Here is an 18,430-nt window from a genome sequence, read left to right on the forward strand (position 1 = left end):
GTCGTACGTCCGGCGAAGCGAGGCTCGTCGGCATGACGACGACCGCCGCAACCCGCCCTGCCAGTGCCACGCGGTCCCGCCGCGACTGGTGGATCCCGGCCAGCCTGCTGGCGCTCGCCGTGGTGCCGTCCCTGGGAGGCGTCTTCCGCCTGGTCGACCTGTCGGGTGGCCGCACGGCCGAGAACGCACGCTTCTTCGACCTGCCCGCACCGATCCTCGTCCACATCTTCGGAGCCACGGCGTACCTGCTCCTCGGTGCGCTCCAGCTCTGGCCGTCCTTCCGGCGCAGGCGTCCGGGCTGGCACCGCTGGACCGGACGGGTGCTGGTGCCGGCAGGTGTTGCGGGTGGGCTGAGCGGGATGTGGATGGCGGCCTTCTCCGACCTTACGACCCACGACAACACCACCCTGATGTGGCTGCGCCTGCTCTTCGGGGCCGTCATGGTCGCCGGGCTGGTGCTCGGCCTGCTCGCGATCCGCCGCCGCGACGTCCGTACGCACCAGCGGTGGATGGCGCGGGCGTACGCCGTCGCGCAGGGCGCCGGTACCCAAGCGCTGTTCCTCGGCCCGTACGTCGCGCTCGTCGGGCAGCCCTCGGGCCACCCGAAGGCCGTCGTGATGGGTCTGGCGTGGGTGCTCAACCTGGCCGTCGCGGAGTGGTTGGTGCGGCGGTCGCAGACGCGTCAGTCGAGCCGTCGGGCCTGGTAGGCCCACAGCGCGAGCTCGACCCGGTTGCGCACGCCGAGCTTGGCCATCAGCGCACCGATGTGGGTCTTGACGGTGCTGAGGGAGATGTAGAGCTCGGCGGCGACCTCGTGGTTGGTCAGGCCGCGCGCGACGGCGACCAGCACCTGCTCCTCGCGCTCCGTCAGGGGCGTGGCGGGCTGCGGGGGAGTGTCGCGGCCCGCGAAGGTCCGGAGCAGGCGGGTGGTCACGGTGGGGGCGATCAGGGAGCCGCCGTCCGCCGCGGCGCGCACCGCATGGGTGAGCAGCTGCGGCCCGCAGTCCTTGAGCAGGAAGCCCCGCGCGCCGGCGAGGAGCGCGCCGTAGACGTAGTCGTCGAGGTCGAAGGTCGTCACCACGACCACCGCCATCGGGTCGGCGACGTCCGGGCCGGCGAGCGCGCGGGTCGCCTCGATGCCGTTGAGCCGGGGCATGCGGATGTCGAGCAGGCACACGTCGGGACGCAGCGCCCGCGCCTGCTCGACGGCGTCGTGGCCGTCGACGGCCGTGGCGACGACCTCGATGCCGTCCTGGGCGTCGAGGATCATCGCCAGCCCGGTGCGCACGATCTCCTGGTCGTCGGCCACCAGCACGCGCAGCGTCATCGGCCCTCCTCCAGCGGGAGGCGCGCGGTCACGCGCCAGCCGGCCGCCGGTGCCAGCGGCCCGGCCTCGAGACGGCCGCCGAGCAGGGCTGCCCGCTCGGTCATGCCGGCGATGCCGAAGCCGTCACCGCTGCCCGCCGACCCCCGTCCGTCGTCGGTCACGGCCAGCGTGACGCAGTCCCGCTCCCGGGTGACCCGCACCTCGACCAGTGTGGTGTCCCGGGCGTGCCTGCGCGCGTTGGCGACAGCCTCCTGCGCGATGCGCTGGAGGGCGGCCGCGACCGTCGGGGTCAGGTCGTCGAGGTGGACGTCGACGTCAACCGTGACCACCGGCCCGGGCCCGTCGCTCGCCAGGCCGAGGAGGTCGTCCAACGGTTGCACCGGTGGCTCGTCGTCGGTGCGGAGCATCCGCAGCACCTTCCGCGTCTCGGCCAGCGTGCGCGTCGCCTCCTCGTCGATGCGACGCAGGGCGTCGGTGGCCGCGTCTGGCTCACGGTCGGCGACCGCGAGTCCCGCCTGCGCGCTGATCGCGATCGCCGTGAGGTGGTGGGCCACGGTGTCGTGCAGGTCGCGGGCCAGGCGCTCCCGCTCCTGCTGCCGTACGTCGTCGAGCTGGCGCGTGCGCAACATCGCCCGTGCGCGGACGGCGGCGCCCAGCGCGACGGCGGCCACGACGACCGCGGTGCCGCCGATGCGGTCGGCGGTCGAGACGTCCTGCGACGCCAGCGAGGTGCTCGCCACGACGAAGAAGAGGGTGAGGCCCTCAGCGGCGCCGGCGCCCGACGCCCACCGGGTGAGGCTGTAGGGGATGAGGAGTCCCACGACGGCGGTGTTGAGGTCGCCGGGCGCCGGCCCCGCCGTGGTCGACGTGACCACAAGCAGTGCCATCACCACCGCCGCGAAGACCGACACCGTCAACAGCGGCATGGTCCGGCGCACCAGCAGCGTGGGCAGCCACGCCAGGAAGCCGGCGAGCGACAGCCAGCGGTACGGCAGGTCCGTGCGCAGCACCGCGACTTCCACCACGGCCAGGGCGGCCACCACTGCCACGAAGGCATAGTCGAGACCTCCGGGCGGGCGGGCGTCCGGCGCAGCGGGCAACCGCCACACGGACAGGACCATTGACCGGACGCGGGTGAGCACGCCAGCACGGTAGTGCCCGGCGGGGGTACGCCGGATCGGCCGGATGGCCGAGTGCGTCACGCGCGCGGCGGGCGACCGGTCCCTCCAGTCAGTCAGCTTCTTCAGGAAGTCCTGCGCCGCCTCTTCGGACACCGGTGATGGCGGCAACTGGTGCAACCATTCCCTCAACCGGCCGCCGTTCGAGGAAGTGAACACGGCCTACGTGGTGTTCGTCCGGCACCCCGTGCCCCGCTGGCCGGGCTCCGACTTCAGCACAGTGCGGTCCAATGCCTGTGCGCGGGCTCGGACCCGTGCTGCTGCACGGGTCATGTCGACAACCGGGGTGGCCGTCACTTCGGTGCGGACTTCGAGTCGAGCACGACGACCCCGCCATTGCGGGTGACGACGACGTGGTCAAGGTCGGAGAGTTGCAGGCTGATGCTGTCCATCCATCCTGTTGTCCCTCCCAAGCGCGGAGGAACATCGCGGCGAGGCCAGTCTGGAACAGGCCGATGAGGTACCACCCGTATCTACCTGCGAACGCGCGCGAAGACGACATGCGACGGTGCACTGGCCTGAGTGCCGGCGGGTTGGACCAGGACATGCCTCTCGCCCCCTGCGTGGTGCTCCTCAGGGGGTTCGGGGCGGGGTCATGGTCGACGGGGTCGGGGAATGCCGGGCGGAGCATCCGGGGGGTCGAGTGCGGTGGTGCCGGTGTTGTCGCGTCGGTAGCGGTACGCGTGCGGGCTGGTCCACTCGAACACCCCGGGTGCGACCATCGCGTAGCGCCAGGCCGAGTGGGTCTTGAGCCGGTGGTGGCCGCGGCAAAGGGCGGCGAGGTTGTCGGTCTGCGTGGGGCCGGGCTGGGGCCTGCATTCTGCTTCGGCGCCGGGGTCATGGGGGATGACGTGGTCGACGTCTGCTCGCCGGGCGGGGCGGGTGCAGTGCGGGAACACGCACGTGCGGTCGCGAAGGACGACCTGTTCGCGGATCCGGTCCGGGACCTGGTAGGCGTCGGTGTGGAGCGCGGTGTTGAGGTCGATGACGGGCTTGATGGTGACCTTGGTGCGCGTGTCGGCGCACCACGACTTCACCTGCTCGAGCAGCAGCAGCCGTTGGCCCTTCTCCAGGCGTCCGGTGGGACCGAACACGGTGGTGTCGCCGGAGAAGCCGGCGTCGAAGTGGGCGTGGAGCACAACCTCCCGCGCGGCCGGCAACCGCTGAGGGTCAGCGCCGACTCCTGCAAGATCGAGTGCGGTCTGGGTGCGGGCGAGGTCGCCGAGGGCCTGCGATCGGCGCACGTCCAACGTGTCGGTGGACCCCAACGCCTTCCGCTGCGCCGCGCCCTGCGTGAGCGCGCGGTCGAGGTCGAGGGCGTCGGCGATGCCGAGCTCGGCCTCCACCCGCATGGTGCCGGCGTAGTGCACGTCCCGGGTGTCGACGGTGACGTGGCGCGGGTCGACGTAGAGGTAGCCGTCCTCGGGATCGGCGGTCCGGTCAGCCTCAGCGAGGTCGCAGAGTCTGATGGCTTCGGCGACGAGCCGGTCGAGCTGGGCGGGACCGACCCGGCCGGCGACGGCGGCGACTTGCGCGTCGACGAACCCGGCCGCCTCCTTCGTGAGCGCGGGGCTGGAGTGGATGGTGGTCTCGGCGACCGCTCGGGCCTTCCACGCCGGCACCCGACCGGCGTGGACCTGGGCCCACAGCCGCGGCAGCCGGTGGCGCAGCTCGAGGGCGTGGCCGATGAGCTTCTTCGCCGCGACCGTCGAGACACCGAGGACGCCGCCGAGCTCGGCCACGCAGAACTCCGCCACTAGCGGGCATCCCTCGCCCGCGATGGGCTCCTCGTGCTCCCACCCCGCCGCCGGCACGGAGAAGGAGGCGGCGTGGTGGATCGACTCCGGCGGGTGCAGGTCCGCCCACCGGGCCGCCACCTCGAGAAGGTCGGCGGCGGCGCGCTCCTCGGCCGCCTTCCGGTCCCGCGCGAGCGCCAGCAGGCCGGAGGCGGTGAGGTCGTCCACCTCACCTGTCACCCGGACTGCCAGCGCTTCGCTCATGTGTTCGATTATATCGGTCACTGTTGACACTCGGCCATGACTGTGGACGGTTGCTGGCCACTCTCCTCGGCGAGTTCGGGGACCCCATCAAGGTTGAGACGTTGAGGGCCCGGGTGGCCTCCCTTCCGCCCCGCGCCGGCTCACGACCGCCGGGACGCACACGTGATGCACGTGCGCGCCGCCGGCAGCGCTTCGAGGCGAGCCTCCCCGATCGCGGACCCGCAGGCCTCGCAGGCGCCGTAGGTGCCGGCATCGACCCGGGCGAGGGCGGCGTCGAGCTCGGCGAGGTGGTGGCGCACCTGGCGCACGAGCGCGCCGATCTGTGACCTCTCGAAGGCGATCGTCGCGCCCTCGGGGTCGTGCTCGTCGTCGGCGTTGGTGTCGAGGGACGCCGCCACGATGGACTCGTGGTCGCCCGTCAGGCTCGCCAGGCGCTCGAGCGTCTGCTCGCGCTCGTGCTGCAGCCGCTGTCGTACGTCGTCCACCACCCCATGGTCGCCCAGAGGTCCGACGACGCCCCGCCGGGCGTGCCGGGATCGGGGTGCACCGGGCCTCCCGCCGTATCCTCGTGCCGTGACGACGTCCCCGAAGGCGCCGCCGCCCGGGCTGACCGTCGGCGGCTACGCGCTGCGTGCCCGCCTCGGCGAGGGCGGCATGGGCGTGGTGCACCTCGGGCAGCGGCCCGGGGAGCGTCCGGTGGCGATCAAGGTCCTGCGCCCTCACGTCGTCGGCGACGACGAGGCACGGCGCCGGCTGGCGCGCGAGGTGAGCTCGCTGAGCCGCATCCGCAGCCGTCGCATCGCCGAGATCGTCGACGCCGACCCGTTCGGCGAGATCCCCTTCGTCGCGACGCGCTACGTGCCCGGCCTCTCCCTCCACGACCACGTGCAGGAGGAGGGGCCGCTCGGGGGCGCCGATCTGCTGTGGTTCGCCGACTGCCTCGCCGAGGCGCTCGAGGCGGTCCACTCCGTCGGCGTCCTGCACCGCGACGTGAAGCCGTCCAACGTGATCATGGAGGGCCGCACGCCCATCCTCATCGACTTCGGCCTCGCCCGCGTCGCCGAGGACTCCCGCATCACGATGAACGGCTGGCTCCTCGGCACGCCCGGCTACCTCGCCCCCGAGATCCTCTACGGCGACGACGCCACCGCCGCCTCCGACGTGCACGCCTGGGCCGCCACGGTGGCGTACGCCGGCACCGGCCGCGCCCCGTTCGGCCGCGGGCCGTCCGTGGCCGTCATGGACCGCGTCCGCCGCGGCGAGCACGACCTCGCCGGCCTCGACCCCGACGTGCGCGAGCTCGTCGAGGAGGCACTCGCACCGAAGCCCGCGGACCGGCCCTCGCTCGAGGAGGTGCGCGACTGGCTCGAGGACCTCGGGTCGCCCGAGCACGAGGAGCGTGACGACCGCACGGCCGCACCCGTCACGCTGCCTTACGTCGCCGGCGTACGACAGGACCTCGAGGCCCCCACCCGCGTCGGCAGTGCCGCTGCGCTCGCGCAGCCGGTCGCTCCGCCCACCGCACCGTCGTACGCACGGCCCGAGGCCGAACCGGTGCACTGGTCCCACGACTGGGACCAGACACACCACGACGACCACGACGACCACGACGACACCGTCGGGTGGGGTGACGCCGGGACGCTCCCGCACCGGCAGACCCGCGTGCTCCCGGACGGATCGGTCGAGGCCGTCACCGACTACGGCCCCCACGTCCGACCACACGTCCCCGCCGGCCAGCGGCTGCGCCGCACGCTCACTCTCCTCGCCGCGGGCGGCGTCGTCGCCGGCGCGATCACCGTGGCCCCCTACGTCGCGCTCGCCGTCCTCCTGGTCCTCGTGTGGCTGCTGCGCAGCGGCTCGATGGCCGCGGCGTCCGCGGGCAGCCGCCGCGACCGTCGCGGTGCGAGGTGGTACGACGGCCTCCAGGTGCTGCTGGCCGCGCCGTGGCACGCGGTGGCCGGCCTCTCCGGCACCCTCGTGCTCTTCCTGTGGAGCGCCGGCATCGCCTGTGCGGTCGCGCTCCTCTGCTTCGCCGCGTCGCTGTCCCTGACGACCTCGCTCGCCGCGATCGGCGCGATGTTCGCGCTGTCGACCTGGTGGGGGCCGGGGTCCGAGCGGCTGCGCTCGCCGGTGCACCGCGTCGTCGACCCGCTCGCACGTCGCGGCGTTCCGTGGCTGATCGTCACGCTCCTGGTCGCCGCCGCCGCGTCCGGGCTGGGCGCCGCGGCGTCGGCACAGGGCACCAGCTGGACGCCGTACGACGCCGCACCCTTCTCCGACGTGAGCCTCCCCGGCTGGTTGTGACGGACCTCCCCGTTCAGGCGGGCCGGTCCGGGGTACCTAGCCTCCTCATGCACCTGACAGCAGGAGGACCGATGAGCGGCGACACGACCGACAACGAGAGCTACCACGGCTACAGCGTCGACGACGAGGACCAGCCCCAGGGCGAGGGCGACAGCCTCGTCGACGACCGGGGCCTGGCCGAGCCGCTCGACGAGGGCTACTCGCCGCCGGAGAAGTGGTCCGCGGCGCAGGGCTACGGCAACACCCCGCTCGAGGAGAGCCAGGGCGAGTCGCTCGACCAGCGCGTCGAGCAGGAGGTCCCCGAGCCCGACCCGTACGTCGTCGCCGACGCTGAGGCGGCCAGGGGCGACCTCGCCGCGCTGGTGGCCGAGGACTCGAGCGAGGGCGAGGCCGTGCAGGCCGACCTCGACGCCGCCGAGGTCGACGGCGACCGCGCGGGTCGTCTGGTGGCCGAGGACGAGGGGGTCCGCACCGACGCCGAGAAGGACCTCGTCGCCACCGACGTCGGCATCGACGGGGCCGCGGCCGGTGCCGAGGAAGCCGCGGTGCACGTCGTCGAGGACCCCGAGGTGGGTGACCCCGGGCTGCTCGACGCGGAGGTCGTCGACGAGGAGCCCGACGGGCGCGTCCAGGGCTGATCGAGCGGCCCGGCCCGGCCGCGTGACCGCGCCGGGCCGGGGTCCACCCGAAGGTGGGTCTTCCCCGACCGCCCGCGCGGGCTCTACGGTCCCCTCAACCGACTCACGTGAGGGGATCCCCCATATGCACCTCGTCAGCACCCTTGCCGTACGACGCCTCGGCGTCGCGGTCACCGCACTCGCCCTCGGGATGGGCATGTCCACGCCGTCGTTCGCCGCGCCGGCCAAGGAGAAGTCCACCGACTGCATCGACTACGGCGAGGTCGCCGAAGCGCCGGAGGGCACCATCCCCCGCGACGACCTGCACCTCGTCCACAAGGACCCGCTCGCCAAGGCGATGAAGGCGCGCACGACCTCGCGCACCTCCGCCAGGGGCAAGCCGGGCGCCGCGGTGGCGGCCGCCGCGTTCGAGCCCGTCACCGTCCCGGTGCGTTTCCACGTCATCGCCAAGGACCGCGGCCAGGAGGGCGGCGACCTGTCCGACGCCCGCATCGCCGAGCAGATCCGGGTGCTCAACGAGGCCTACGCACCGCACGGCTTCGCCTTCGAGCTCGAGGAGGTCACCCGCACCTACGAGCCGCAGTGGTTCAACCTGATCTACCCCAATGGTGCCGAGCCGCGCTTCCGCGGCAGCTCCAAGGAGATCGCGATGAAGAAGGCGCTCTACGGCGACAGCACCTCGGAGACGCTCAACATCTACTCCGCCTCGCTCGGCCAGTCGCTGCTCGGCTGGGCGACGTTCCCGTCCGACTTCGACGCCGAGGCCACCGGCGGCAACCCGATGCCGCGGTACCGCGACGGCGTGGTCATCGACTACCGCAGCCTGCCGACCGTGCCCAACGACACCGGCGACACCAGCGTGTACTCGGTCTACGGCGAGGGCGACACCGCGACGCACGAGGTCGGCCACTGGCTGGAGCTCTACCACACGTTCCAGGGCGGGTGCTCCGAGCCGGGTGACTACGTCGCCGACACCGCGCCGGAGGCCTCGCCGGCCTTCCAGTGCCCGGTCGGCCGCGACACCTGCGCCGGCGGTGGGCTCGACCCGATCACCAACTTCATGGACTACACCTACGACTCCTGCATGACCCAGTTCACCGCGGGCCAGGCCACCCGCATGCAGACGGCCTGGACGGAGTACCGCGCCATCGGCTGACCCGAGCCGACGTCCCCCGCGGGGCACCGCCCCGCGGGGGACGCCCGGCCACCCGCGCAACTGTGCGAGAACTGTGCGGGTCGCTGTTCGTGGCCGCTGCCGGCCAGAGACGGTGGACTGCTCCTGCCGCGGCCCACAGGGGGTCACGGGGGAAGGGAACACCACCATGGGCATCACCACCGTCCGACGGCTCGGCGTCGTCACCGCCGGCGCCGCAGCCGCCATCGCCGTCACCGCGGCGAGCGCCAGCGCTCACCACTGCTTCATCCCGATGAACACCCTCGACGGGCCGACCTCGTCGAACTGGTTCGTCATCTCCGCCGAGATGGGCGCCGAGTTCGAGGGGTACACCGCCGACTGCGACGGGGCCCGCGACGCCGGCTACGCCGCGCTCCGCGAGGCCGGGCTGCCGGTCGCCCTCAAGGTCTTCGAGAAGATGACCATCGGCGACCCCAAGCACACCGGTCGCACCAACCCCAACGGCGCCGACGGCAAGGGCCTGGAGTACTTCGCCGAGGGCTCGCCGCTGCCGATGCAGATGGTGGAGACGTACGTCGCCGGGGCGGACGCCTACAGCTGCTGACCGGCTCAGGGTTCGGGGGGACGTCACGTGCCCCGGGTGCCGCTCGTGGGGGGTGGCACCCGGGGCACGCGCGTGCCTGCCGACCGGATGCCGAGACGCAGGTCTCAGCCACGTGACATCGGTGGCACCATGAACAGGTGACCAGCAGCACGATCATCATTGCCTAGCGCGTCGGGACTCCCCGCCGCGCCGACCTCCTGCACCCCAGGAGGTTTTTTCATGTCAGCACCGACCGAGAGACCGCTCCGATGGACCTGCACGGCTCGTTCCACGTCTACGACACCACCCTGCGCGACGGCGCCCAGCAGGAGGGGCTCAACCTCTCGGTCGCTGACAAGCTGAGCATCGCCAAGCAGCTCGACGGGCTCGGGGTGGGCTACATCGAGGGCGGCTGGCCGGGCGCCAACCCCAAGGACACCGAGTTCTTCCGCCGTGCCCGTGAGGAGCTCGACCTGCGCCACGCGCGACTGGCGGCGTTCGGCGCGACCCGGCGGGCCGGCGTACGCGCCGCGGACGACCCGCTCGTGGCAGCGCTGCGTGACTCCGGGGCAGGCGTGGTCACCCTCGTGGCGAAGTCGCACGACCGCCACGTCGAGCTCGCCCTGCGCACCACGCTGGAGGAGAACCTCGCGATGGTGCGCGACACCGTCAGCCACCTGCGCGAGGAGGGCCAGACGGTCTTCCTCGACGCGGAGCACTTCTTCGACGGCTACCGCGCCAACCGGGCGTACGCGCTCGAGGTCCTCCGCACCGCTGCCGAGGCGGGCGCCGAGGTGGTCGCACTGTGCGACACCAACGGCGGCATGCTGCCCGACTGGGTCTCCGACGTCGTGCTCGACGTCGTCGAGACGACCGGCGCCCGGGTCGGCATCCACGCCCACAACGACAGCGGTTGCGCCGTGGCCAACTCGCTGGCCGCCGTCGCCGCCGGCGCGACCCACGTGCAGGGCTGCATCAACGGCTACGGCGAGCGCACCGGCAACGCCGACCTGGTCACCGTGGTGGCCAACCTCGAGCTCAAGCTGGACCGGTCGGTCCTGCCGCAGGGCCTGCTCCGCGAGGCCACCCGCATCGCGCACGCGGTCGCCGAGGTCACCAACGTGCCGCCGGCCTCGCGCCAGCCGTACGTCGGCACGTCGGCGTTCGCGCACAAGGCCGGCCTGCACGCCAGCGCGATCAAGGTCGACCCGGACCTCTACCAGCACCTCGACCCGCTCGTCGTCGGCAACGACATGCGCCTGCTCGTCTCCGACATGGCCGGCCGCGCCTCGATCGAGCTGAAGGGCCGCGAGCTCGGCTACGACCTGTCGCAGGACCGCGACGTCGTCACGCGTGTCACCGAGCGCGTCAAGGAGCTCGAGCAGCGCGGCTACACCTTCGAGGCCGCGGACGCCTCCTTCGAGCTGCTGCTCGCCGAGGAGGTGGAGGGCACGCGCCCGTCCTACTTCGACGTCGAGTCGTGGCGCGTCATCACCGAGACCCGTGTGCAGGGCGAGGCCGTCTCCGAGGCGACCGTGAAGCTACGGGCGGAGGGTGTGCGCTACGTCGTCACCGGCGAGGGCAACGGGCCGGTGAACGCCCTCGACGCGGCCCTGCGGGAGGCGATCGGGCAGGCCTTCCCCGAGGTGGCGAAGTTCGAGCTGATCGACTACAAGGTGCGCATCCTCGACCAGGGGCACGGCACCGACGCGATCACGCGCGTGCTCATCGAGACCACCGATGGCGAGTCGTCCTGGGTCACCGTCGGTGTGGGCGCCAACGTGATCGAGGCGTCGTGGGGCGCACTCGTCGACGGGCTCACCTTCGGCCTGCGACGCCACCACCGCTGAGGGGTGGCGCCACCACCGCGGCCGAGGCCGGGGTGGTGGCGCCGTACCTGCTCAGAGGGCGCCGCGCAGGTCCTTCAGCGCCTGCTTGAGCTCTCCCTGGTCGCCGGAGTCGTCGAGGACCCGGATGGCGTTGCTCAGCTGGGCCTTCGCCGCGGCGCCCCGGCCCTCGAGCTTCTCGGCCTTGGCGAGGTGCTTCTCGACGGTGTCGAGCGTCGCGCCGGACAGCTCGCCCGAGCGGACCGCCTGGTCGAAGTAGGCCCCGGCGACGTTGAAGCTCGGCTCCCAGACGATCTTCTCCTGGTGCTGCGCGTTGAACTCATCGAGCACGACCTCGCGCGCCGCGTCGAGCTCGTTCTCACTCAGCATGTCGCTCGTCTCCAGCCCGAAGGTGTCGAAGCCACGCGCGATCTCGGTGCCGTAGACCTGGCCGTTGTACCAGTAGGTCGACCAGAGACCGCCCAGGTTGAGCCCGTTCGGGTTAGCCGGGGTGCTGATCGGGCCGCGGTCGAAGTAGGCGATCTCGACCGGGTTGGCGGTGTCGCTGAAGTCGATCACCGACAGGCCGCCCTGGTACCAGGCCTGGACGAGGATGTCGCGACCGGGGACCGGGACCAGCGAGGAGTTGTGGGCGACGCAGTTCTCCGCGGTGGTCTGCGCGGCCGGCATCTTGTAGTAGCTCGCGAACTCCATCTGGTCACCGTCGAGGTCGAACAGCGCGTCGGCGCCCCACTCGGGCTTGTCGGTCGCGCGGCACCGGGCGCTCGTGCCGCCGCCCCACTCGTCGGTGAAGATCACCTTGGTGCCGTCGTTGTTGAAGCTCGCGGAGTGCCAGTAGGAGAAGTTGGGGTCGGCGACCGCGTCCAGGCGAACCGGGTTCACCGGGTCCTCGGTGTCGAGCAGGATGCCGTTGCCCTGGCAGGCGCCGGCGACCAGCTCCTTGGCGGGGAAGGCCGTCACGTCGTGGCAGGTGTTCGTGTTGGGCAGCGGGGAGTACGCCGTCCCGGACGGGTGCAGCGTGCCGGGCACCGTGTTCTGCAGGCCGTTGAAGGCGCCGGTCGCCGGGTCGGTGAAGATCCGCGGCTGGCTGACGATGGCGGCCGTCTCGGGTGCCGCGAGGGGGACCTTGATGACGTCGATGCGCCACTGGGTCGGGTTGCCTGACGTGACCGGCGCGGGGTTGTTGGGGTTGGCGTTCTCGCAGCCCGCCAGCTCCGCGGCCGGGCGGACCCCGGACGTGCCGGAGTTGTAGATGTAGATGTTGGCCGGGTCGTCGGGGTCGCTGACGATCGTGTGCGTGTGGGACCCGCGGCAGGTCTGCACCCCCGGCAGCTGCACCGGGTTGTCGATGTCGGAGATGTCGAAGATCCGCACGCCGCGGAAGCGCTCGGGGTTGACCGCGCCGGGCGCACCCTGGGTGCCGCAGTCGATGCGGCCCCGACCCTCCTCCACGGAGATGAAGAGCAGGTCGCCGTAGACCGACGGGTCGCCCTGACCACCCGGGCACACGAACGACGTGCGCAGCGTCGGGTTGGTCGGGTCGGAGAGGTCGTAGACCTGGAAGCCGTTGAAGCTGCCGACGATCGCGTTGTCACCACTGAACGCCAGGTCCGAGTTGGCGAACCCGATGCCGTTGAAGCCGGTGACGTCCGAGTCGAAGGCCCCGGCGCGCGGATCGTTGTCGAGCAGCTCGATGTTGCTGCTGGCCTCTGACCACGGGATGTAGCCCGGCGCGAGGTCCTCGCGCGGGTCGTCCGCTGCGTACGCCGCTGCGGGCACGAGCGCCGCGGCCAGGACCATCACCCCCGCGGCGCGCATCGTGGTCCGGCTCCGACGGGGTAGACGAGACATCGCGGTGACCCTCCCAGCTCAGGTCGGCACGTGATGATCGGTCCGGGAGGTCCGCGGCGTGGTCGACCTACTATGACGTTGACTTGTCAACGTAGCGATGACACGCCGCGTCCGCCAGACCCAGAATGTGGGTACACCGCCGTGAATGGAGAGCCCATGCCGCTGACCCGTGACCGCCGTCCGGGCCGCACCACCGCCGCGCTCGCCGTACTGGCCGTGGCGCTCGGGCTGACGGGATGCACCGCCGAGGCCGAGCCCGAGGACGACGCCGCCCCGGTGGTGCAGCTGGGGGCGCCGGGGGAGTCCAACACCACGCTGTCACCGGAAGAGGCGGAGTCCATCGACGATCCGGCGTACACCGCCGCCGACGTCGCCTTCGTGCAGGGGATGATCCCGCACCACCAGCAGGCACTGAAGATGACGGCTTTGGTCGGGGACCGCGCCGACGACCCCGACCTGAGGACGATCGCGGAGCGCATCGAGGTGTCCCAGGTCGCCGAGATCGAGCAGCTCGAGGGATGGCTGACCGCCCGCGGCGAGAGCGTCTCCGGCATGCATGCCGGTCACGGTGACGGTGAGCACGGGATGCCGGGGATGCTCACCCCGCAGGAGATGACCCGGCTCGAGCGCGCCTCCGGCCGGCGCTTCGACCAGCTGTTCCTGCTGGGCATGATCCGCCACCACGAGGGCGCGGTGCTCATGGTGGAGTCGCTGCTGACCGAGGGCGAGGGCGGGCAGGAGTCCGAGGTGTTCCAGCTCGCCGGCCACATCGGCTCCGACCAGCAGGTCGAGATCGCGGCCATGAAGCGCAAGCTCGCCGAGCTGGCCCGCTGAGGGGTCGCGCTCAGGCGCCGACCACCCGGCGCACGAGGTCGTCCCACCCGGCCTCGACCCGGTCGACCGCGATGTGCTCGGTGTTGACCTGCTGGTCGAGCACGACCATCTCCAGCGGCGCGAGGAGCGCGGTGGCGAGCATCAGCAGGTCCCCGGTGACCCCGAGCTCGCCCAGGAGGTAGCGGACGTGCATGTTGGCGAACGAGACGGCTGCCGCCGAGCGGGCGCCGGGGCGGCCCGCGGCCGCGATGAGCTCGCCGTGGGTCAGGTTGGTCCGCAACCGGGAGTGCCCGAAGGCGAGCAGCCGGTCCAGCGGAGGAGCGCCCGGCCCCAGGGGCGGCGGACCCGAGATGACGCTGGCCTGCCACGCGGTCTCCGACTCGTTGAGGACCGCGGCCATCAGCCCCTCGCGGCTCTCGAAACGTCGGAAGAGGGTTCCCTTCCCGACGCCGGCCTCGGCGGCGACCGTGTCCATCGTCACGCAGCCGACCCCCCGGGTCCGCACGAGGCGCAGCGCCGTTGCGAGGATCGCCTCCCGGTTGCGCGCCGCGTCGGCCCGCTCCGGCGCGGGCTCGTCGGCAAGCGGCAGGAGGTGGATCACCGCGCCAGCCTAGGTCGCAGGAAGTTCGACGGCAGCGGAATATAAGCGGACTACGGTCCGTTTAGCGGTGCATGACCACTCAGAAGCAGACCCGTGTCGCCGTCCTCCTCGGCTCCTACCGCGCCGGTTCGCTCAACCGTCGCATCGCCGAGCACCTCCGCGACCACGCCCCCGCGGGCGTCACCGTCGACGTCGTCGAGGGCCTCGACGCCGTCCCGTTCTACAACGAGGAGCTCGACGGGGACGCTGCGCCGGTCGCCGCCACCGCCCTCCGCGAATCCGTCGCCGGTGCCGACCGCGTGCTGGCCGTGACGCCGGAGTACAACGGCACCATGCCCGCCGTCCTCAACAACGCCATCGACTGGCTCTCGCGGCCCTACGGCCAGGGCGCCATCGTCGGCAAGCCCTTCGCGGCCATCGGCGCCACTCCCACGCCGTACGGCGGCAAGTGGTCGCACGAGCACGCGCGCCACTCGGCCACCATCGCCGGCGCCGTCGTGGTGGAGGGCATCGTCGTCGACGAGCCCGCCCTCGAGGGCGACCCGCTGGAGAACGAGGAGGCCGTGCAGCGCTTCCTCGGTGCGCTCGACGCCCTCGTCGCGCACGAGGTCGAGGCCGCCGCCTGAGCCTGGCCACCGATCTCGCTACGGTCGAGGTGTGCCACTCCACGACCTGACCGCGCTCGAGCAGGGTGACGCCGTACGCCGTGGGGAGGTGTCGCCGCTCGAGCTGGTCGAGCACTATGCCGGCCGTGCCGGCTCGATCGAGGTGGGTGCCTTCATCACGCCGACGCACGAGCTGGCGCGTGACCATGCGCGCCGCCTGACCGAGCAGTTGGCCGGGGAGCGACGCCCCGCGGACGCCGGTCCGCTCTGGGGGGTCCCGACGGGCATCAAGGACCTCCATCCCACGGCCGGGGTCCGCACCACCTTCGGGTCCGCGGCGTACGACGACTTCGTCCCCGAGGAGTCCGACGGCCTCGTCCTCACCGTCGAGGCGGCCGGCATGCCCAGCCTCGGCAAGACCAGCACGCCGGAGTTCGGGTCGCCCTGCTACACCGAGCCCGACGTCGCCCCGCCGGCCGTGACGCCGTGGGACACCTCCCGCACCGCGGGTGGGTCGTCCGGCGGCGCCGCAGCTGCGGTCGCCGCCGGGCTCCTGCCGGTCGCACCCGGGTCGGACGGCGGCGGCTCGATCCGGATCCCGGCGTCGTGCTGCGGGCTGGTCGGGCTGAAGCCGACGCGCGGACGGATCAGCGGCGCCCCGCGCTACGGCGACCCGGTCGGCCTCGCCACGGCCGGCACCCTCGCGCGCACGGTCCGCGACGCCGCCGCGCTGCTCGACGTGCTGGCGGGCCGCCGGGTCGGCGACCCGTTCTGGGCCCCCGAGCCGTCGGGCACCTTCCTCGACGCCTGCGACCGCGAGCCGGGGCGGCTCCGCGTCGCCCGCTTCGTGACTCCGGTCATCGTCGACGTCGAGGTCCACCCGTCCTCGGTCACCGCCTGGGACGCCGCCTCCCGCCTGCTCGAGTCCCTCGGCCACGACGTGGAGGACGTGCCCGTGCCGATCCCGCGCGAGGCCGTCGCCGACTTCGAGACCTGCTGGGCGGTGCTGACCGCCCTCTCGACCGCGCCGCCGGGCCGCGAGGACCTGCTCCGCCCGCTGACCCGCTGGCTGGGCGGTCTCGGCCACGCCGTCAGCGGCCCCGACTTCGGGCTCGCCATCGGCCGCCTGCGGCAGCACGCCGCGGCGGCGCTCGCCGCGCTGGCGTCGTACGACATCGTCCTCACGCCCACCCTCGCGAGCCCGCCGGTCGAGGTCGGGGCGCTGCGCGACGACACCGACCCGGCCCGCGACTTCGCGCTCCAGAAGGAGTTCACGCCGTGGACCAGCGCCTGGAACGTGACCGGCATGCCGGCCGTGTCGTTGCCGCTCCACTGGACCGACGACGGGCTGCCGGTCGGCGTGATGCTCGCCGCGCGACCGGCGGAGGAGGAGCTGCTGCTGTCCGTCTCGGCGCAGGTCGAGACCGCGGCCCCGTGGACCGCCAGGCGGCCGCCCGGTTGGTGACTCAGTCGTCCCCGATGCCGCGCGCGTGGAGCGCGTCGCCGGACTCGTGGGCCCGGGCGACGAGCCGGATCACGAAGGGGGAGAGGTACGCCCGCGGGTTGCGGTCGAGACCGCGCGCGCGGGCCGCGTCGCGGGTCTCGCGCGCGATGGCGATGGTGCCCGGCAGCGCCCCGATCGTCAGCGCGACCGTGAGGGCCACCCGGTCGGGGTCGACGCCGACGAACCGCAGCGGCCGCGCCCACCGGGCGAGGGCGTCGACCATCTCGTCGACCGACGTCGTCGCGGTCAGGGACAGGGCGGCCAGGCCCAGGCTGAGCAGGTCGAGGAAGGTCTCCACGGCCTTCGCCCCGCCGTACCACCACCACTGGAACGCGCTCGCCACGACGGCGATGAGCAGCACGCCGCGGGCCGCCCGCCAGACCGAGCGCAGCGGCACCCGGGCCAGCGCCGCGAGCAGCAGCGTCACCGCGAGGAACACGAAGGCGGCGCGCGCGTCGCGGACGACGACGATTGCCAGGCTGAGCGCGGCCAGGCCGAGCACCTTGGCACCCACCGGCAGCCGGTGGAGGAACGTGTCGCCGGGCTGGTGCAGCCCCGCCATCAGGTCGCTCATGCCGTGCTCATGCGGGGGTGTCCACGAGCTGCGTGTAGTAGGCGATCGACGCCTCCGGCGGCCCGTCGGCGACGACCCGCGCCGCGTCGACGACCACCACCCGGTCGCACCGGGCGGCCAGGTCGAGGTCGTGGGTCACGAGCACGAGCTGCTGGGTGAGCCCGAGCAGGGCCTCGGCGACGCGCAGGGTGTTGGCGCGGTCGAGCAGCGTGGTCGGTTCGTCCGCGACCACGACAGACGGCTCGAGGGCCAGCACGCCTGCGAGCGCGAGGAGCTGGCGCTGGCCCCCGGAGAGCGAGTGGACCGAGTCGTGGGCGTGGTCCTCCAGCCCGTTCGCCGCGAGCACGGCCAGGGCCCGCCGGCGACGTTCGTCGCGGTCCTTGACCGTGCGCCGCAGCGACAGCTCGATGTCCTCGACACAGGTCGGCATCACCAGCTGGGCGGCCGGGTCGGTGAAGCAGAACCCGACCATGCGGCGTACGGCGGCGCCTTCGCGCGCCACGTCGCGCCCGTCGACCGTCACGCGTCCGGCCGAGGCGCGGACGAGGCCGTTGACCAGCCGCGCCAGGGTCGACTTGCCGGACCCGTTGGCGCCGATGACGGCGACCCGGCGCTCCGTGAGGGTGAGCGTGGTGGGGGCGAGGATCTCGCGCTCGCCGCCACCGGGGAGGGGGACCCGGACGGCGGCCTCCGCGAGCTGGATCGACGTCAAGTCAGCTGCGTCGGTCGCGGTGCAGCAGCTGCGGGAAGGCGCGGTGCACCTCGGCAGCGATCATCGCCACCAGCGAGGTCTTCACCAGGTCGCCGAGCCAGAACGGCACGTCGTAGGTGGCGGCCTCGAGGAACGAGATGTCGAAGAAGCGCATCATGCCGAGGATGCCGAGCGGGTGGATGACCAGCACGCTGGCGGTGAGCGAGCAGAAGAAGACCACGATGGCCCGCGTGCGGCGCTCGCGGGCGACGTACGCGACCAGGAAGCCGCCGAGGGCCGCAGCGAACGGGAACGACAGCAGGTAGCCGCCGCTCGGGCCGGTGAAGACGCCGATGCCCGAGGAGTGCTCGGCGAAGACCGGCAGCCCGACCGCGCCCAGGGCGAGGTAGAGCGTCACGGCCGAGAAGCCACGGAGCGGGCCGAGGACGCAGCCGGCCAGCATCACGGTCAGGGTCTGGAGCGTGATCGGTACGCCGGCGCTGCCGACCGGGATGGCGCCGATGTAGGCGCTGGCGCTGATGAGGGCAGCGAAGGCGGCGACGAGCGCGAGGTCCCGGGTCGGTGACGAGGAGCCGGGGGAGTCGTGGCGGCCGGTCCCGGGGGTCGTGTCGGGCTGGGCGGTGGCGGTCATGGGTCGTTCCTCGCGGGTCGCACGGACGGGACCTGAACACTGTTCAGGGTGAACGGCGTTCAGGTTAGGCTGGGGACGAAGTCGTCGTCAACGTCGTCCGAGGACC

18 protein-coding genes are annotated in these 18,430 nt (G+C 72.7%); 9 read left to right on the top strand and 9 right to left on the bottom strand.

Annotated elements, in window-relative coordinates:
* The first annotated feature begins 32 nt into the window (after positions 1-32).
* On the top strand, positions 33-707 hold the full coding sequence (locus HOO61_RS12545) for a DUF2306 domain-containing protein (RefSeq protein ID WP_172259060.1): 675 nt from the start codon (positions 33-35) through the stop codon (positions 705-707).
* On the opposite strand, the gene HOO61_RS12550 is transcribed toward HOO61_RS12545, so the two are convergent.
* The 4 genes from HOO61_RS12550 to HOO61_RS12565 all read right to left on the bottom strand — a co-directional run bounded on the left by HOO61_RS12550 (position 683) and on the right by HOO61_RS12565 (position 4,990).
* Positions 683-1,327 (bottom strand): response regulator transcription factor, encoded by a 645-nt coding sequence (locus HOO61_RS12550; protein ID WP_172259061.1) that lies wholly within the window; start codon positions 1,325-1,327, stop codon positions 683-685. The genes HOO61_RS12545 and HOO61_RS12550 overlap by 25 nt on opposite strands.
* On the bottom strand, positions 1,324-2,469 hold the full coding sequence (locus HOO61_RS24880) for a sensor histidine kinase (protein ID WP_216658884.1): 1,146 nt from the start codon (positions 2,467-2,469) through the stop codon (positions 1,324-1,326). The genes HOO61_RS12550 and HOO61_RS24880 overlap by 4 nt, the downstream gene beginning before the upstream one ends.
* Before the next feature lie 629 nt (positions 2,470-3,098).
* Positions 3,099-4,505 (bottom strand): HNH endonuclease signature motif containing protein, encoded by a 1,407-nt coding sequence (locus HOO61_RS12560; protein ID WP_172259062.1) that lies wholly within the window; start codon positions 4,503-4,505, stop codon positions 3,099-3,101.
* A gap of 140 nt (positions 4,506-4,645) precedes the next feature.
* The gene (locus HOO61_RS12565; RefSeq protein ID WP_172259063.1) at positions 4,646-4,990 is read right to left on the bottom strand and encodes a TraR/DksA C4-type zinc finger protein; all 345 of its coding nucleotides are present in this window, start codon (positions 4,988-4,990) and stop codon (positions 4,646-4,648) included.
* A gap of 88 nt (positions 4,991-5,078) precedes the next feature.
* Between HOO61_RS12565 and HOO61_RS12570 the strand changes: the two genes are divergently transcribed.
* The 5 genes from HOO61_RS12570 (at position 5,079) to cimA (ending at position 11,015) form a co-directional block, all read left to right on the top strand.
* Positions 5,079-6,809 carry a serine/threonine-protein kinase gene (locus tag HOO61_RS12570; protein ID WP_172259064.1) on the top strand — a complete coding sequence of 577 codons (1,731 nt, stop codon included), beginning with the start codon at positions 5,079-5,081 and terminating at the stop codon, positions 6,807-6,809.
* Positions 6,810-6,880: 71 nt separating this feature from the next.
* Positions 6,881-7,447, top strand: a complete 567-nt coding sequence (locus HOO61_RS12575) for a DUF5709 domain-containing protein (protein WP_172259065.1) — start codon at positions 6,881-6,883, stop codon at positions 7,445-7,447.
* Between the two features lie 124 nt (positions 7,448-7,571).
* Entirely contained in the window at positions 7,572-8,603 is a 1,032-nt protein-coding gene (locus HOO61_RS12580; RefSeq protein ID WP_172259066.1) for a zinc metalloprotease, read from the top strand.
* A 166-nt stretch (positions 8,604-8,769) separates the two neighbouring features.
* Positions 8,770-9,186 (top strand): hypothetical protein, encoded by a 417-nt coding sequence (locus tag HOO61_RS12585; RefSeq protein ID WP_172259067.1) that lies wholly within the window; start codon positions 8,770-8,772, stop codon positions 9,184-9,186.
* 248 nt (positions 9,187-9,434) lie between these two features.
* On the top strand, positions 9,435-11,015 hold the full coding sequence (gene cimA, locus HOO61_RS12590; protein ID WP_172259068.1) for a citramalate synthase: 1,581 nt from the start codon (positions 9,435-9,437) through the stop codon (positions 11,013-11,015).
* Positions 11,016-11,066: 51 nt separating this feature from the next.
* Here cimA and HOO61_RS12595 read toward each other — a convergent pair whose 3' ends face one another.
* Positions 11,067-12,863, bottom strand: a complete 1,797-nt coding sequence (locus HOO61_RS12595; protein ID WP_216658885.1) for an LVIVD repeat-containing protein — start codon at positions 12,861-12,863, stop codon at positions 11,067-11,069.
* Positions 12,864-13,019: 156 nt separating this feature from the next.
* Here HOO61_RS12595 and HOO61_RS12600 point away from each other — a divergent pair, with 156 nt between their 5' ends.
* Complete coding sequence (locus HOO61_RS12600) at positions 13,020-13,697, top strand: DUF305 domain-containing protein (protein WP_172259069.1); 678 nt, start codon at positions 13,020-13,022, stop codon at positions 13,695-13,697.
* 10 nt (positions 13,698-13,707) lie between these two features.
* On the opposite strand, the gene HOO61_RS12605 is transcribed toward HOO61_RS12600, so the two are convergent.
* Positions 13,708-14,298, bottom strand: a complete 591-nt coding sequence (locus HOO61_RS12605) for a TetR/AcrR family transcriptional regulator (RefSeq protein WP_172259070.1) — start codon at positions 14,296-14,298, stop codon at positions 13,708-13,710.
* A 71-nt stretch (positions 14,299-14,369) separates the two neighbouring features.
* Between HOO61_RS12605 and HOO61_RS12610 the strand changes: the two genes are divergently transcribed.
* Together HOO61_RS12610 and HOO61_RS12615 are read left to right on the top strand one after the other, a co-directional pair.
* A complete protein-coding gene (locus HOO61_RS12610; RefSeq protein WP_172259071.1) occupies positions 14,370-14,924 on the top strand; it encodes an NADPH-dependent FMN reductase in 555 nt (184 codons plus the stop codon).
* 31 nt (positions 14,925-14,955) lie between these two features.
* Positions 14,956-16,368, top strand: a complete 1,413-nt coding sequence (locus tag HOO61_RS12615) for an amidase family protein (RefSeq protein ID WP_172259072.1) — start codon at positions 14,956-14,958, stop codon at positions 16,366-16,368.
* 1 nt (position 16,369) lies between these two features.
* On the opposite strand, the gene HOO61_RS12620 is transcribed toward HOO61_RS12615, so the two are convergent.
* The 3 genes from HOO61_RS12620 to HOO61_RS12630 are packed head-to-tail and all read right to left on the bottom strand — an operon-like array spanning position 16,370 to position 18,324.
* Positions 16,370-16,981, bottom strand: coding sequence for an energy-coupling factor transporter transmembrane protein EcfT (locus tag HOO61_RS12620; protein ID WP_172259073.1), 612 nt, complete (start codon positions 16,979-16,981; stop codon positions 16,370-16,372).
* A 7-nt stretch (positions 16,982-16,988) separates the two neighbouring features.
* Positions 16,989-17,693, bottom strand: a complete 705-nt coding sequence (locus tag HOO61_RS12625) for an energy-coupling factor ABC transporter ATP-binding protein (protein ID WP_172259074.1) — start codon at positions 17,691-17,693, stop codon at positions 16,989-16,991.
* 1 nt (position 17,694) lies between these two features.
* Positions 17,695-18,324: a biotin transporter BioY gene (locus HOO61_RS12630; protein ID WP_172259075.1), complete on the bottom strand. Its 630-nt coding sequence runs from the start codon at positions 18,322-18,324 to the stop codon at positions 17,695-17,697.
* Positions 18,325-18,430 lie beyond the last annotated feature (106 nt).

Origin of the sequence: Nocardioides sp. zg-1230 (assembly GCF_013155335.1) — a bacterium.
In the GTDB taxonomy this organism is placed as follows: domain Bacteria; phylum Actinomycetota; class Actinomycetes; order Propionibacteriales; family Nocardioidaceae; genus Nocardioides.

What these genes read in the sequence shown, in the direction of transcription:
- HOO61_RS12545 (WP_172259060.1), top strand. Translation starts at nt 33, where the DNA reads ATGACGACGACCGCCGCAACCCGCCCTGCCAGTGCCACGCGGTCCCGC.
- HOO61_RS12550 (WP_172259061.1), bottom strand. Translation starts at nt 1,327, where the DNA reads ATGACGCTGCGCGTGCTGGTGGCCGACGACCAGGAGATCGTGCGCACC.
- HOO61_RS12560 (WP_172259062.1), bottom strand. Translation starts at nt 4,505, where the DNA reads ATGAGCGAAGCGCTGGCAGTCCGGGTGACAGGTGAGGTGGACGACCTC.
- HOO61_RS12575 (WP_172259065.1), top strand. Translation starts at nt 6,881, where the DNA reads ATGAGCGGCGACACGACCGACAACGAGAGCTACCACGGCTACAGCGTC.
- HOO61_RS12580 (WP_172259066.1), top strand. Translation starts at nt 7,572, where the DNA reads ATGCACCTCGTCAGCACCCTTGCCGTACGACGCCTCGGCGTCGCGGTC.
- HOO61_RS12585 (WP_172259067.1), top strand. Translation starts at nt 8,770, where the DNA reads ATGGGCATCACCACCGTCCGACGGCTCGGCGTCGTCACCGCCGGCGCC.
- cimA (WP_172259068.1), top strand. Translation starts at nt 9,435, where the DNA reads ATGGACCTGCACGGCTCGTTCCACGTCTACGACACCACCCTGCGCGAC.
- HOO61_RS12595 (WP_216658885.1), bottom strand. Translation starts at nt 12,863, where the DNA reads ATGTCTCGTCTACCCCGTCGGAGCCGGACCACGATGCGCGCCGCGGGG.
- HOO61_RS12600 (WP_172259069.1), top strand. Translation starts at nt 13,020, where the DNA reads ATGCCGCTGACCCGTGACCGCCGTCCGGGCCGCACCACCGCCGCGCTC.
- HOO61_RS12610 (WP_172259071.1), top strand. Translation starts at nt 14,370, where the DNA reads ATGACCACTCAGAAGCAGACCCGTGTCGCCGTCCTCCTCGGCTCCTAC.
- HOO61_RS12620 (WP_172259073.1), bottom strand. Translation starts at nt 16,981, where the DNA reads ATGAGCGACCTGATGGCGGGGCTGCACCAGCCCGGCGACACGTTCCTC.
- HOO61_RS12630 (WP_172259075.1), bottom strand. Translation starts at nt 18,324, where the DNA reads ATGACCGCCACCGCCCAGCCCGACACGACCCCCGGGACCGGCCGCCAC.